The sequence below is a fragment of the Zooshikella ganghwensis genome (assembly GCF_018263875.1).
GTDB classification, from domain to species: Bacteria; Pseudomonadota; Gammaproteobacteria; order Pseudomonadales; family Zooshikellaceae; genus Zooshikella; species Zooshikella ganghwensis.
Window position 1 is genome coordinate 78,730 of sequence record NZ_JAEVHG010000006.1, and the last position, 15,125, is coordinate 93,854.

A 15,125-nucleotide genomic window follows, 5' to 3' on the forward strand; every position below is an offset into this window, starting at 1 on the left:
GTTATACTGTGCACAACTTGCTTTACGAGTTTTTACTGGAAGACAGTTTAATTTGAACTTTAGGCTGCTTACCCGCCTGCTGTTGTACAGTAAATCGCTGTTCATTAGCATTAACATCTAACTGCTTCAATATCCACTGACTATCTGCATCCGTAGGGCTTACCAAAAGTATCTCTTGTGCACCGTCTGCAAGGTATTTTCTAATAGACGCTAAGTGATGCACAATAATTGGTGAGCGAGCTTGCAGCAGATCTACATCCAGATAAAACTGCAACTTTCCTTTTGACTGCAGAGACATAACTTCATTTGCAAGTGTTTGTAATAGTTTATGATCCTTATCGACTGACTGTGCTCTTAACAATAAAATTTGTGCTTTTGCGAGTTTTTTTTGCTCAACTGCATAACGGATCATATTTTTGTAACGCTTAACGATACGCTCAATTCCAAGTTGTGCTTCAATATTATCAGGCTGTTGCTCTAAAACCTCTTGGTAATAATTTAAGGCATTGTCAGTTTTTGGGGTTGTCAGTCGCCGTTCTTTAAAAGCATCTTCTGCCTCTAGCAATAACCAGGCAATACGTGACTGCATACGTTTATGCTTCGTATCATTCTGAACCATTTCCTGAGTAGATTGGGGATCGTTAGCGGGAAGTGTCTGATGCTTACAACCTGCTATACCCACAGTAAGAAACAATCCCAATAAAATAGGGATCAAACAACGTTGTTTATGAATATTCTCCATTAACACGCCTTTTATCATAACAGTGGCTTTCGGGCAGTATTTGAGGTTAGAGTAACATAATGCATGTGCGACCAGTTGAGTCAATCCATCTTATAACCTATAACTATCAAGACAAAGCAGTAAAAACTTCACTAGTTTGTTGAGCTAGACGCGCACATGGTGATCAAATAATGTCATTTAATATGGGCTGTCCGTTGTATCATGACCGAGCAAGTTTCTAAAGAATCAATACAAAAGTCTACCGCTCGGCTAAAGGATCATTTTGCTCAACGCGTTACCAATAGAGCGCGCCAGGTTATTGAATGTTGGCACCGAATAAATACCGACCACTGGACAAAGCAGTGGTTAGAGGAGTTTAATCGAGCGAATGAAAAGCTTTTGAAGTACGCCAAACGATTTGATCAGGAAAAACATGCTCAAATCGCAGAACAGATCGCGGATATTCTACAAAATTTTGACAGTAACAGTATCCCTAATAGTGATACAATTCGTAAACTCAATAACCTGATTTCCACACTCAGCTACACAGCCCTTCGTAAAGGCGACTCAAACGCCAAACCAACATCAATTCCATCAACAAAACCTGTCTATATTGGCCTAAACCATCCCAGCCTTGCTGGAAAATTACTGAAACAAATGGATTACTTTGGGATTCGAGCCAAAGCATTTTTTGCCCCCAGAGACTTTTTGAATGCATATCATGCTCGCCACCCTGCCGTTATTGTCATGGATGTTGATTTTGGCCGACAACGTCATGCCGGTATTGATTTGATTAAGAAGATTCAGGCAGAGCGCGACAGCCCTTTCCCTGTTTTGTTTTATAGTCACGATATTGATGATATTCGAACGCGGTTAGAAGCAACTCGGGCTTTTGGTTGTGAGTTTTATACCCGAGGGCTTGAAATTGGTCATATCATTGATCGTATTGAACAACTAACACGTGTTGTTGTTCAGGACCCTTACCGCGTATTGATCGTTGACGATTCAAAAGCTCAAGCTTATTTCACACAAAATACACTGAACAAAGCCGGCATTATCACAGAAGTCATCACGAAGCCTTTGGAAGTCCTCGATGCACTAGAAAAATTCGATGCAGACTTGATGATTCTTGATATGTATATGCCTGAATGTAATGGGATGGAGTTAGCTAAAGTCATTCGCCAGCAGGAAAAGTACGTCAGCATCCCCATTATCTATCTCTCCGCTGAAGCTGATGTAGACAAACAATTAATTGCCATGAGTGAGGGGGGGGATGACTTTTTGACCAAACCGATTAAACCGCACCACTTAATATCTACGGTTAGAAACCGCGGCGAGCGGGCCAGAGCACTGCTATCAAGAATGATACGGGATAGTTTGACTGGACTTTACAACCACACTTATACACTGCAACAGCTGCAAAATGAAATCCTGCGCTCTGAGGAAAACCAAACACCACTCGCCTTTGCCATGATTGATATAGACCACTTTAAGAGTGTGAATGACACTTATGGCCACCCAATGGGTGACAGGGTGATCAAAAGCCTCGCCTTATTTCTTAAACAGCGCCTGCGGAAAACAGATACAGTGGGGCGTTATGGTGGTGAGGAGTTCGCCGTCATCCTCCCCAACACACAGCAAGAAAATGCCATTGCACTGCTTAATGATATTCGCTCACACTTTGCTCAGCTGCGTCAACCTGCTCACCCAGAAGACCTCCAGGTTACATTTAGCTGTGGAATAGCGATGCTCACTGAAGACAACAATGAAATGTTATCCTCTCAAGCAGACCAGGCACTTTATGACGCGAAGCATGCTGGCCGTAACTGTGTCCGGATTTATACTCCTCCGAAAGAGAAGGGATCACCTAAAAAACCCGCTGCTTCAGCTTCCTAATCATCCCACTCACACACTACACATTCCCCTTGCAAGTTTTTTATATTTTAATCGGTCATTTAATAAGCTGAGCAGCCACTCGTTTACTTCCTGCTAATACTGTAAAGCTTTTACCCACGCGTTTATGCTAATCTATGCGACATCAGGAACTCAGCTAAAGGTCTAAAGTCAAACCCTCAAACATTTATGGTGACGGAACCCTATAATCAATGAAAAAAAGCCCTTCCCTCCTACAGCTTGCTTCATTATTACTTCTATTAGGATTATTGAGTCCACTCACATATAGTGAAGGCTTATTTGACCGCTCACCTTTTAACAATAATGCCCTCAGTTCTATCGAAGACAGTGAGTTTCTTCCTGTTGAAGAAGCCTTTCAGGTGCAAGGCTATATTGAAGACGGTACGGCTTACTTAACCTTTAAAGTCACACCAGAACATTATCTTTATAAAGGCAGGTTCCGCTTTAGGATTGAAGATGCAGGAATTACCAGTAGCAACCCGGTTATTCCTTCTGGAAAGATCAAGTTTGACCCATTCCAGCAAAAAGATGTAGAGGTGTTTGAGCACGATGTTACAGTCAAGCTTCCCTTAAATCAGCAAACTGATCTGCTTTCTCTGGCAGCAACATTCCAAGGCTGTGCTGAAAAGGGACTGTGTTATCCCCCACACACCATTAACTTAGCATTAACACCCCAGCGCCCAGCAGGAAGTACACCAACAACAACATCCTCGCAACCTTTAAATACAGCTACAACATCAACCCAGGCTGTTTCTAGCAAAACGGTTATTCCTGCAACTACTTCACCTATCAGCAGTAACACAACACTTGAAGCAACCTATACTGAACTCCTTAGCTCAGGTAACTGGCTATGGATCATTCTCATGTTTGTCATTGCAGGCTTAGGCCTGAGCTTCACCCCCTGCGTATTTCCCATGATGCCTATCCTTTCAAGTATTATTGTCGGCGAGCATCAACGTGGCCAGTTATCTCAACGCCAGTCTATTACCCTAAGCTTATGCTTTGTTCTTGGTATGGCCATTACTTACACCATTGTTGGTTCTCTAATGGGCTTGCTAGGTGCAGATTACAATCTTCAAGCCCAATTCCAGTCTCCCTGGTTACTCATTCCTTTTGCGATCCTTTTTGTTCTCTTAGCGTTTGCAATGTTTGGCTTTTATGAACTTCAGCTGCCCCAGTTTTTAAGAGATAGAATTGACCGCGTTATGAGTAAGCAGCAAGGAGGGAGCTATCTTAGTGCGGGTGTTATGGGCATCTTCTCTAGCTTATTGGTATCACCTTGTGTATCTGCCCCCTTAATTGGAATTTTGTTATTCATTTCACAAACAGGCGATGCCACATTAGGTGCTGTCAGCTTATTTAGCTTAAGCATTGGTATGGGAATTCCTTTACTTCTCATTGGAGCAGGAGGAGCCAAGTTACTTCCCAAGGCCGGTAACTGGATGAATGCAGTTAAATCCGTTTTTGGCGTCCTGTTGCTGGGAGTCGCCATATGGTTACTGGAAAGGTTAATACCAGGTCCACTCACGCTGATGCTATGGGCAGCATTACTCATCTGTAGTGCAATTTACCTCGGCGCGCTTAACTTTACACCTAAAACCCAGTGGCGTGCTTTTTTTCAAGGGCTAGGTATTATTTTGCTTATTTATGGCTCCACACTGATTATTGGTGCAGCCCAAGGAAACCATGATCCACTAAGGCCCCTAGCCACTGCCTCTGGCCCTATTAGATCTCAACGCGCTGATTTCACAACAGTAACAACTACCCAACAACTAACGAGTGTTATTGCCCAGGCCAGCGTGCAAAAAAAACCTGTTTTAGTTGATATTTACGCTGACTGGTGTATTTCCTGTAAAGTCATTGAGCGAGACGTCCTTACGAAACCAGAGGTTAATACACTATTAAGTCAGTTTATGCTGGTCAAAGCCGATATTACTGATAATACGCCTGACCATAGCTCACTATTAAAAGAATATGGTCTGTTTGGCCCTCCTGCCCTGCTTTTTTTTGATCAACAAGGCAATGAACTCTCCTCTCTACGCTTACAAGGCGATATTACTGCCCAATCTTTAAAAGATCGTCTAACTTCAGTGCTTAATTGACGACAATTAGGGCCAAATTCAGTAGAAAGTAAACAACGGTAGCTAACGTGTTGTTATTTATTAACCATCTTACGGGAAAATATATAAACTGGCTTTTATCATGGCGGTAACGTGCAGTAACAGACGATAACTGGACAGTTCTTTTTCTTTCAGGCAGAATCTGCGCCTTATCATTATCGTCAGCAAGTTCATTGTAAGTCTGAACAGTTAAGGTTACACAACAGCTGTCAACAACCATGTAATGACACGTTCTTGTGTAAATCTTTAACCAAGAATGCTGGCTAACTAAACAGGCCAGTTTTTAAGGGCTTACAGACCCACACAAAGGTAACACACTCTAAACCCCTCAGTTTACTTCTTCTGGGGATAACCAAGATAATTTGGGGGCTCTCTTTAATATGGCAACCATTCTTGTTCTCCATGGACCTAACCTAAATTTACTGGGCAAAAGAGAACCCACAATTTATGGGTCAACGACACTTGACGATATAAACCAGACACTGACAACACAGGCTCTGGAACATGGCCACCACTTGCAAGCAATGCAGAGTAATGCTGAGTATGAATTAATTGACCGTATTCATGATGCGGCTAATGAGGGCATTCATTTCATCATTATCAATCCTGCGGCATTTACGCATACGAGTGTCGCATTACGCGATGCATTATTAGGGGTCAATATTCCATTTATTGAAGTTCATCTATCCAATATTCACCAGAGAGAAACTTTTCGACATCAGTCTTATTTTTCTGATGTTGCTCAAGGGGTGATATGTGGATTAGGTGCACAAGGTTACGAACTGGCTTTGCTTGCAGCAATCCGCCATATAGAAAACCTTGCACTTGACTAAATTGCTAGCTTGAAGAGAGCACGAACTATGGATATTAGAAAAGTCAAAAAACTCATTGAGTTACTGGAAGAATCCGGTATCGACGAACTGGAAATAAAAGAAGGTGAAGAGTCCGTGCGGATCAGCCGTCACTCTAATCCAGCACCTGTAGCTCCTGCTTATGCTGCTGCCCACTTACAGCCAACAATGCCAATGGCAACTGCCTCTGCTACCGCTGTTCCCGCCGCAGAAGCTAAGCCAGCAGAAGACAAGCCTGAAAAGCCAGCACTTAATGGCCATACGGTTCACTCACCCATGGTTGGTACTTTTTATCGCGCTCCTTCTCCCAGCTCTCCTGCTTTTATAGAAGTTGGACAACATGTCAAAGTGGGTGATGTGTTGTGTATTGTTGAAGCAATGAAAATGATGAATCAAATAGAGGCAGACAAAACCGGCACCGTAGAAGCCATTTTGGTTGAAAATGGTCAGCCTGTTGAGTTTGACCAGCCTCTGGTGACAATCGTCTAAGCATTTAATGCTTTCAACACAACTAACAACGCAGGATCAACATCATGTTGGAAAAAGTGCTAATTGCCAACCGTGGTGAAATTGCACTACGGATTCTGCGCGCCTGTAAAGAACTCGGCATAAAAACCGTCGCAGTTCACTCCAAGGCCGACGAATCCTTAATGCATGTTCGGTTAGCTGATGAGACAGTATGTATCGGTCCGAATAACCCAATTGATAGCTACTTGAACATTCCCGCTATTATCAGTGCCGCAGAAGTGACTGATGCTGTTGCCATTCACCCTGGTTATGGCTTCTTAGCGGAAAATGCAGATTTTGCAGAACAAGTTGAAAAGAGTGGCTTTAAGTTCATTGGTCCATCTGCTGATGTCATTCGCCTGATGGGGGATAAAGTATCCGCTATCAAAGCCATGCAAAAGGCAGGGGTACCTACTGTTCCTGGATCTAATGGTCCACTTACTGAAGATAAAGAGCGCACAGTACGCATCGCCCGCGAAATTGGCTACCCAGTTATCGTCAAAGCATCAGGTGGTGGTGGCGGTCGTGGAATGCGCGTTGTTCACAGTGAAGCTCACCTATTAAATGCTGTCAGTGTGACACAGTCCGAAGCCCTCGCTGCTTTTGGCAATGACATGGTTTACTTAGAGAAATACTTAGAAAGACCTCGCCATGTTGAAATCCAAATCTTAGCAGACGGCCAGGGGAACGCCATACATCTTGGCGACAGAGACTGCTCTCTACAAAGACGACACCAAAAAGTCATTGAAGAAGCGCCTGCGCCAGGTATCCCTGATGACTTACGCAATGATATTGCTATGCGCTGCGTAAAAGCTTGTGTTGATATTCGCTACCGAGGAGCAGGCACCTTTGAATTTTTGTATCAGGATGGTCAGTTCTATTTTATTGAAATGAACACTCGGGTTCAGGTTGAGCATCCAGTATCAGAAATTGTGACTGGTGTTGATATTGTTAAAGAGCAGCTCAAAATCGCTAGTGGCGAGCCTTTATCACTACGCCAGGAAGACATCACAATAAGTGGCCATGCTATTGAGTGTCGTATTAACGCAGAAGATCCAAAAACATTTATGCCTTCTCCTGGACCTGTTAAGCACTACCATGCACCAGGTGGCTATGGCATTCGAGTTGATTCACACCTTTACACAGGTTATACGGTCCCCCCCTATTATGACTCACTCATTGCTAAGCTAATTGCTTATGGTGGCGACCGCGAAGAAGCCATCAGAAGAATGCGAAATGCGTTGGATGAACTCGTTGTTCACGGTATACGGACCAACACACCTTTGCATATGGAGCTAATGCGAGATAGCAATTTCGCAGCGGGTGGCGTCAATATCCACTATCTAGAGCAGAAACTTTCTCGTTAAATGAAAAGATCTCCCCTCTCTTAGTAGAGGCTAGATACTTAAGACTGGAATAGCAGGCTATCAGCCTGTTGTTCCTGCCTCTTTACTTACCATAAAATTATCCTTACCCTGCCCGGCAAAATCACAAACTAAGGTTGCTCGTATGTCTTGGGTCCAAATAAAGCTAGAAGTTAACCCCAAAATGGTTGACGAACTTGAAGACCAGTTACTGGCGCTTGGGGCTTGCTCAGTAACTTATGAAGACGCCCAAGACAAACCTGTTTACGAGCCAGAACTTGGTACAACACCATTATGGGAGAAAACCATTCTTATTGGCCTTTTTACAGCAAACACGCCAATGGAGCTTGTAACAGCGAGCTTGGAAAATTACTTTTCTCCTGAGTCACTTCCCACCTACCGTGTAGAAATTGTCGAAGATAAAGACTGGGAAAGAGAGTGGATGGGACAATACCACCCAATGCAATTTGGTGAGCGCTTATGGATTTGTCCCAGCTGGTTAGAGCCTCCTCAACCAAACGCAGTTAACCTTCGACTTGATCCAGGTTTAGCATTTGGCACAGGGACCCACCCAACAACAGCAATGTGTCTAACCTGGCTAGATGCCCAAAATCTTAATAAGCTCGACGTTATTGACTATGGTTGTGGTTCTGGAATTCTTGCCATCGCCTCGCTCTTGCTTGGAGCAAAACAAGCAATTGCCATCGATAACGACCCACAAGCCTTACAGGCTACGGCAGATAACGCTCAGCGTAATCACATAAACCCTGAGCAGTTACATGTTTATCTTCCTGAGGACTTTTCTAATACGACAACCGACGTATTAGTGGCTAATATTTTAGCAAAACCATTAATTGATTTGGCACCAAAACTTGCACCACTTGTCAAAACCGATGGTTTAATTGCGTTATCTGGTATTTTAATGGAACAAGCGGATCAAGTTATTGCAGCCTATGCACCTTGGTTTTCGCTGGATTACTTCAAAACCCAGGATGGTTGGGTTTGTCTGGCTGGACGAAAAATAGCCACACATTAATAGGTATAACACTGTCAGGCTTATAGATAAGCAGGTTCCACAGAGCTTTGAAAAAAGTCTAAGGTAAACAATACCGTGGCTGATTTATATTTTTTTAGTACTTTTAGCAAGACGTTTTTTTAACTTTGATGATCTGTGGTTAGGGCTACATGCATCTATGGTGAGTACTTGGGTAACCCGCTGTCCCCAATGCGGAACCTCTTTCCGCCTTACAAAAAGTCAATTGAATGCTGCCAATGGCTCAGTACGCTGTGGCTCATGCATGCATGTATTTTTAGCTACTAATTACCTAATTCCAGATAATCAGACGACACTTGCAGGGTATTCAGAAAAATCATCATCGCCTAATACGCGCTTTGATCAGGGTTTACAACGCTCTTTTGACGTTGAAGATGATTTATTAGAGTTTGCAGAACCTTCAACAACACAAGCTGAAGAGGCTACGCGTCCTGACGCATCCCCTGCATCATCACCAACCTTAGGAGAAGACTCATTCCAAGAGGTAGATGAATCCTGGGCGCTCGCTTTATTAGCTGAGCTAGAGCAAGAAGAAGAACTGGAAGAAGCTCGAGTTAAAAAATCTCAAGAGAAGAATAATATACGCCCGAATTATTCACCTAGCCCCCAAATAAAACCTATTGAGACTGAAGAAAAAGCATCTTCTCCAGCCCCGTTTATTGCAACAACAAAAGTTCAGCCAACGTCTCAACCTGCCATTAAAACCGAAGAACCACCTGTCAAACAGGAAAAAAACGATAGTAAAAATAAAGAGACAGCAGCTGATCACCAGCGACAAACCATTAAGCCCCTACCTGTACAGGCATCATCAATACAGCCTATCGAAGCACAACAACAGGTAGAAGATCAGCCTATCAGCACAAGAGTCGGTGACAGCTCAAGTGCAGTAGCTTCAGAAAGGGCAGCAGATAGCGAACAAATAAATCAGCACTCAGCACCTCCCAAACCAATACCCTCTAGCGCGCTCAAAGCAACTGAAGTAAACAGCCAAGTACAAGCAAAATCAAACTTATCTGAAGGCCAAACAGCAGATGGCACCTCTCCTGCGGCAACTTTAAAGTGGGTAAGTACCTTCAGTAAAAAAACTTCAGCCCAGACAGAAAGCAAGCATGACAATGTAGAACAAACACTCGATGAGCCAATTACATCAACACCTACAACAGAGCCAAAGGAAAAAGCTGCTCGTCCTGCGCCCCCCCCTGCTAAGCAAACCAAGCCTGTTAAGCGCACCAAGACATTGTTGCCAGATGAAGAAGATGAGCCTGTTATAGAGGATATCGAACAGCCCGCAGCAACAGAGACAGATGCTGAAAATTCTTTTTTGCTTAATGAGCTAGCATCAGACCCCTTGGAACTTGTTCTTCCCGAAAAACGAAACTGGTGGAAAATAACAGCCTGGATGGTTGCAAACATTATTCTAGTCGCTGGACTTATAATCCAGTATGGCTGGTTTAAATTTGATACGCTGGCACAAGATGAACGCTACCGTCCTTACTACACCAAAGCCTGCCAGTATGTTGGATGTAAGCTGCCCACTCGAATTGATATCAACAAAATTAAAGGCAATGAGCTTTTAGTTAGAAGTCACCCACGTTACCCAAACGCACTTTTAATTGATGCGATTATTTTTAACCAAGCGAACTTTGCTCAACCCTTTCCAACAATTAAACTCACTTTTTCTGATATCAATGATAACGTGATTGCATCACGTGGATTTAAACCCTCAGACTATCTTGCAGGTGAGTTAGCAGGCTCAAAAGAAATGCCTGCACGAGTGCCCATTCATTTATCTTTTGAAATTGTTGACCCAGGTCCAAACGCAGTTAATTATCATATGACGTTCTTAAAGCACAAATAACCCTCAATCAGTTGCTATTTCTTCATGCCACTAAGTTGAAGCTGTTGCATAAGTGCTCTCAATTTAACCAGTTTTTTAGTGAATTTTGCTTTATAAGAAAAACACAACAGAGTATGATAGCGACCCCCCACGTTATCGGTGGTATCCTGAACAGCGACTGTAGTTGTCGAAACTTTAGCCAAATCTAGTTTCTCGACCATGTGAAGTGTATTCACCAGTTTCACCCATTGATGAGATTGGTAAGGCCCGTGTTTCAAATAGGCTCTTATAAAATAACCGTACCCGTTATTCTTGCTCCTATGGCAGGGGTGACTGATCGACCCTTTCGCCAATTATGTAAGCGGTTAGGGGCAGGGCTTGTCGTCTCTGAAATGGTGACAGCTAATACCAAGCTATGGAACAGTCGTAAATCCAAGCTAAGGCTGGATCATGAAGGAGAAGCTGAACCCCGTGCAGTTCAAATTGCCGGAGGCGATCCTGACATGATGGCTACTGCAGCCCGTCTTAATCAGGAAAATGGTGCTCAGATCATTGATATCAACATGGGGTGTCCAGCCAAAAAAGTCTGTAACAAAGCAGCCGGATCAGCATTACTGAAAGATGAAGTATTAGTTCGCGATATACTTACTGCTGTCGTCAAGTCAGTGGATGTGCCTGTTACATTAAAAATTCGTACTGGATGGAGCCCAGAGCACCGCAATGGGGTAACTATTGCCAAAATCGCTGAGGATTGTGGTGTCCAAGCTTTGGCCGTTCATGGCCGAACAAGAGCTTGTGGCTACAAAGGTGAAGCAGAATACGATACCATCGCGACCATCAAACAGTCTGTAAGTATTCCTGTGTTTGCCAACGGTGATATTTGCTCACCGGAAAAAGCAAAAGCCGTACTAGAGTATACCGAAGCTGATGCAGTAATGATTGGTCGTGCAGCTCAAGGACGACCCTGGATTTTCCAAGAAATATCACATTACCTGCAAACAGGCTCACTCTTAGCACCGCCGAGTCTACATGATGTTGCAGCAATACTGCTTAATCATCTGAACCACCTATATACGTTCTATGGCGACTATATGGGCATACGTATTGCACGTAAGCATGTAGGTTGGTATCTGAGGGCGCATGCAAGTGGCAATAAGTTCCGCCAGCATTTTAACCAGCTGGAAACCACAGCCGCTCAGCGCGCAAGCGTTCAGGAGTACTTTGAACGTTTACTTAATGGAGAGGACATTGCGGCATGACTGCATCTGAAATTATAATGAAAGAACATACTTCCGCGACTGATAACTCGCTTCTGCGCCAGCATTTAACCAGTCCGGTTGAGCAACAGTCGCAGACACTGCGGGATAGCGTAGAAAAGTCTCTGGCGAATTATTTTGCCCACTTGGATGGCCAGGAAGTAACTGATGTATACCAGATGGTGCTTTCTGAAGTTGAAGCCCCCTTGCTGGAAGTGGTCATGGCCCACGTTAATGGCAACCAAACCAAAGCATCTGCTATTTTGGGCCTGAATCGAGGGACACTTCGTAAAAAGTTAAAACAGTATGGATTACTGTGATAGCAACAAACGACAAAAGGCGGATAACAATCCGCCTTTTTTGTTTCTGCCAGTAAAATAAAAAAAGCAGCCAGTATTATGCACCCTCATTTAACAGCTCAGGTTTCTTCATCGTCCATCAGCGTTTAATAAATAACCTAAGCTTGCAGAATGAATTTATTTGTGGTCATTGATTGAAAACCAATTTAGGGCGCTTGCTATGGCAAATAACCTCCAATCCAAACCAGTTCAGTGTGCACTGATTAGTGTATCGGATAAAACAGGTATCGTAGAGTTTGCTCAACAACTTCAACAACGTGGTGTTCATATCCTATCAACAGGAGGCACTTTTCGTTTGTTGCAAGATCAGGGAATCCAAGTTCAAGAAGTTGCCGACTACACTGGATTTCCAGAAATAATGAGTGGCCGGGTAAAAACATTACACCCCAAAATACATGGTGGCATACTTGCTCGCCGAGGTATTGATGATGAAACCATGCGCCAACATGCCATCACAGCGATAGACTTAGTGGTTGTCAACTTATACCCCTTTCAGAAAACGATTGCCCAGCCAGATTGTGACTATCAAACTGCCATTGAAAACATTGATATTGGTGGTCCCACTATGGTGCGAGCGGCCGCTAAAAACCACCAGGATGTGACTGTCGTTGTCAAGCCAGAAGCCTACTCATCTGTTATTGATGCTATGGATAATATGCAAGGTATCCCATTCTCAATGCGCCAAAAACTGGCATTACAGGCATTTCAACATACCTCCGCCTATGACCAAGCTATCGCAAACTATCTAAGTGATGTCATCTCTACTGCAGATAATACTCAACAGATCAGTGACAAATTTCCCGACACATTATGTATGACTTTTTCAAAAAGTTTCGATTTGCGTTACGGTGAAAATCCTCATCAAAAAGCAGCATTCTACAAAGAACTGAGTAACAGTAGAGCAACACCTGAACCATCCCTAGCAACAGCCTCCCAACTTCAAGGTAAGGCCCTTTCCTATAATAATATTGCAGATGCGGATGCTGCCCTCGCATGTGTAAAAAACTTTCAAGAACCCGCATGCGTCATTGTTAAACACGCCAACCCTTGCGGTGTGGCTATTGCTGACACTCTGTTAGAAGCATATCAACGAGCTTATACTACTGACCCAACCTCTGCATTTGGCGGCATTATCGCGTTCAATCAGGAAGTAAACAGTGACGTTATTGATGCTATTCTGGCTCAACAGTTTGTCGAAGTTATTATTGCGCCTTCATTTACCCAGGCAGCAACAGAAGCTTTAAGTAATAAGCCCAATATTCGTGCCCTAAATTGTGGTATGTGGTCGTCGGCACCTTCACCCTACTTGCACTACCAACGCGTTGAAGGCGGACTTCTGGTTCAAGATGCAGATCTTAGTGTAATAGCCCAACCCAATATTTCTTGCGTAACAGATCGCCAGCCATCGCCCCAAGAAATGCAAGATCTGCTTTTTGCCTGGCAAGTAGTGAAATATGTTAAATCTAATGCCATCGTTTACGCTCGGAAGCAGCAAACCATAGGCATTGGCGCAGGACAGATGAGCCGCGTCTATAGTGCTAAAATTGCAGGCATCAAAGCAGCCGATGAAAATCTTGTGGTCAAAGGTTCTGTTATGGCATCAGATGCCTTCTTTCCTTTCAGGGACGGTATTGATGCTGCCGCTGCTGCAAGCATAACAGCTGTTATTCAGCCTGGCGGCTCCATGCGTGACGCGGAAGTGATCGCTGCAGCCAATGAGGCAGGTATTGCAATGGTATTTACGGGTATCAGACATTTCCGTCACTAACACATACCAAAATTGAGTAGCCAATAAACCTTAAAAGGGCCGGTTTAATGAAAGTTTTGATTGTTGGAAACGGTGGTCGTGAACACGCCTTAGCCTGGAAAGTGGCACAGTCCAGTGAAGTCAGCCAGATCTTTGTAGCACCTGGTAATGCTGGGACTCACCTAGAGTCCAAAACCAAAAATATTCCCCTGGATCCACTTGATATTAATGGGCTAGTATCATTTGCCGAAACTGAGGCCATTGACCTCACCATAATAGGGCCTGAAGCACCTTTAGTGGCAGGTATTGTTGATGCCTTCCAGGCTGCAAGTTTAAAGTGTTTTGGCCCTGTCCAAGCGGCAGCTCAGCTCGAAGGCTCAAAAACATTTGCGAAAGACTTTTTAGCTCGCCATAAAATTCCCACGGCCCATTACCAGAGTTTTTCAGACATTCCTCCAGCTATCAGCTACATAAAACAGCACGGTGCTCCCATTGTGGTAAAAGCAGATGGGCTTGCAGCTGGTAAGGGTGTTGTGTTAGCCGAAACGGAAGCTGAAGCGATTGCTGCCGTTGAAGATATGCTGGCAGGAAATGTATTTGGTGATGCAGGCCATCGCGTTGTGATTGAAGAGTTTTTAACAGGAGAAGAGGCTAGCTTCATTGTCATGGTCGATGGAGAGCATATTTTGCCTATGGCGACTTCTCAGGATCATAAAGCCCGTGACAATGGCGATAAAGGCCCTAATACTGGTGGCATGGGAGCCTACTCACCAGCCCCCGTGGTCACGCCTTCTATATACCAGCGTATTATGGATGAAGTCATGCTACCCACCGTAGCAGGTATGAAAGCAGAAGGGATACCGTATACAGGTTTCTTGTATGCCGGTGTGATGATAACTCCTGATGGCACTCCCAAGGTACTTGAGTTTAACTGTCGCTTTGGAGACCCAGAGACTCAGCCTATTATGATGCGCTTACAGTCAGATCTAGCACAATTATGCTTAGAAGCACTTGAAGGAAAACTTAATAGTTGCAGTATTGAGTGGGACCCACGAGCAGCTGTTGGTATTGTGCTTAGCGCTGGTGGCTACCCACTGGAGTACCGCAAAGGTGATCATATTTCTGGCTTAGACACACCAGCACTGCAGGCAGACTCTGATATTAAAGTGTTTCATGCGGGTACCAGAGCTGAAAATCAATCTGTCCTAACCAATGGTGGACGTGTACTATGCGTTACAGCCTTAGGTGAAACAGTTACGGTTGCTCAGTCAAAAGCTTATTCTGCGACCAGCCATATTCACTGGCCTGATGTTTATTATCGAACCGATATAGGGCACCGGGCGATATCAAGAGAAAAAGCCGCTGAACACAAGTAATTATCAGCACGCTGTCCAA

Annotated in this window: 13 protein-coding genes; 11 read left to right on the plus strand and 2 right to left on the minus strand. The window is 44.0% G+C overall.

Translation table 11 applies throughout. From position 1 onward, the window contains the following. Positions 1 to 22 precede the first annotated feature (22 nt). Entirely contained in the window at positions 23 to 742 is a 720-nt protein-coding gene (locus KHS79_RS10805; RefSeq protein WP_212718833.1) for a hypothetical protein, read from the minus strand. 201 nt (positions 743 to 943) lie between these two features. On the opposite strand from KHS79_RS10805, the gene KHS79_RS10810 reads away from it, so the two are divergent. From KHS79_RS10810 to KHS79_RS10840, 7 genes are all read left to right on the plus strand, one after another. Beyond that, positions 944 to 2,617 carry a diguanylate cyclase gene (locus KHS79_RS10810; protein ID WP_051310806.1) on the plus strand — a complete coding sequence of 558 codons (1,674 nt, stop codon included), beginning with the start codon at positions 944 to 946 and terminating at the stop codon, positions 2,615 to 2,617. Positions 2,618 to 2,826: 209 nt separating this feature from the next. Continuing rightward, on the plus strand, positions 2,827 to 4,737 hold the full coding sequence (gene dsbD / locus KHS79_RS10815; protein WP_212718835.1) for a protein-disulfide reductase DsbD: 1,911 nt from the start codon (positions 2,827 to 2,829) through the stop codon (positions 4,735 to 4,737). A 398-nt stretch (positions 4,738 to 5,135) separates the two neighbouring features. Next, a complete protein-coding gene (aroQ, locus tag KHS79_RS10820) occupies positions 5,136 to 5,588 on the plus strand; it encodes a type II 3-dehydroquinate dehydratase (protein ID WP_027706922.1) in 453 nt (150 codons plus the stop codon). Positions 5,589 to 5,615: 27 nt separating this feature from the next. Continuing rightward, the gene (gene accB, locus KHS79_RS10825; RefSeq protein WP_027706921.1) at positions 5,616 to 6,095 is read left to right on the plus strand and encodes an acetyl-CoA carboxylase biotin carboxyl carrier protein; all 480 of its coding nucleotides are present in this window, start codon (positions 5,616 to 5,618) and stop codon (positions 6,093 to 6,095) included. Positions 6,096 to 6,139: 44 nt separating this feature from the next. Continuing rightward, positions 6,140 to 7,480: an acetyl-CoA carboxylase biotin carboxylase subunit gene (gene accC / locus KHS79_RS10830; protein WP_212718837.1), complete on the plus strand. Its 1,341-nt coding sequence runs from the start codon at positions 6,140 to 6,142 to the stop codon at positions 7,478 to 7,480. Positions 7,481 to 7,622: 142 nt separating this feature from the next. Next, positions 7,623 to 8,513: a 50S ribosomal protein L11 methyltransferase gene (gene prmA / locus KHS79_RS10835; protein ID WP_212718839.1), complete on the plus strand. Its 891-nt coding sequence runs from the start codon at positions 7,623 to 7,625 to the stop codon at positions 8,511 to 8,513. A gap of 157 nt (positions 8,514 to 8,670) precedes the next feature. Beyond that, entirely contained in the window at positions 8,671 to 10,389 is a 1,719-nt protein-coding gene (locus KHS79_RS10840) for a DUF3426 domain-containing protein (RefSeq protein WP_212718840.1), read from the plus strand. A gap of 14 nt (positions 10,390 to 10,403) precedes the next feature. On the opposite strand, the gene KHS79_RS10845 is transcribed toward KHS79_RS10840, so the two are convergent. Next, complete coding sequence (locus tag KHS79_RS10845; protein WP_157365369.1) at positions 10,404 to 10,604, minus strand: hypothetical protein; 201 nt, start codon at positions 10,602 to 10,604, stop codon at positions 10,404 to 10,406. Between the two features lie 33 nt (positions 10,605 to 10,637). On the opposite strand from KHS79_RS10845, the gene dusB reads away from it, so the two are divergent. From dusB to purD, 4 genes are all read left to right on the plus strand, one after another. Then, the gene (gene dusB / locus KHS79_RS10850; RefSeq protein WP_230413336.1) at positions 10,638 to 11,627 is read left to right on the plus strand and encodes a tRNA dihydrouridine synthase DusB; all 990 of its coding nucleotides are present in this window, start codon (positions 10,638 to 10,640) and stop codon (positions 11,625 to 11,627) included. Further along, the gene (gene fis, locus KHS79_RS10855) at positions 11,624 to 11,944 is read left to right on the plus strand and encodes a DNA-binding transcriptional regulator Fis (protein ID WP_027706916.1); all 321 of its coding nucleotides are present in this window, start codon (positions 11,624 to 11,626) and stop codon (positions 11,942 to 11,944) included. The genes dusB and fis overlap by 4 nt, the downstream gene beginning before the upstream one ends. A gap of 199 nt (positions 11,945 to 12,143) precedes the next feature. Continuing rightward, complete coding sequence (gene purH / locus KHS79_RS10860; RefSeq protein ID WP_212718841.1) at positions 12,144 to 13,751, plus strand: bifunctional phosphoribosylaminoimidazolecarboxamide formyltransferase/IMP cyclohydrolase; 1,608 nt, start codon at positions 12,144 to 12,146, stop codon at positions 13,749 to 13,751. Positions 13,752 to 13,798: 47 nt separating this feature from the next. Next, the gene (gene purD / locus KHS79_RS10865) at positions 13,799 to 15,106 is read left to right on the plus strand and encodes a phosphoribosylamine--glycine ligase (RefSeq protein ID WP_212718842.1); all 1,308 of its coding nucleotides are present in this window, start codon (positions 13,799 to 13,801) and stop codon (positions 15,104 to 15,106) included. Positions 15,107 to 15,125: the final 19 nt, after the last annotated feature.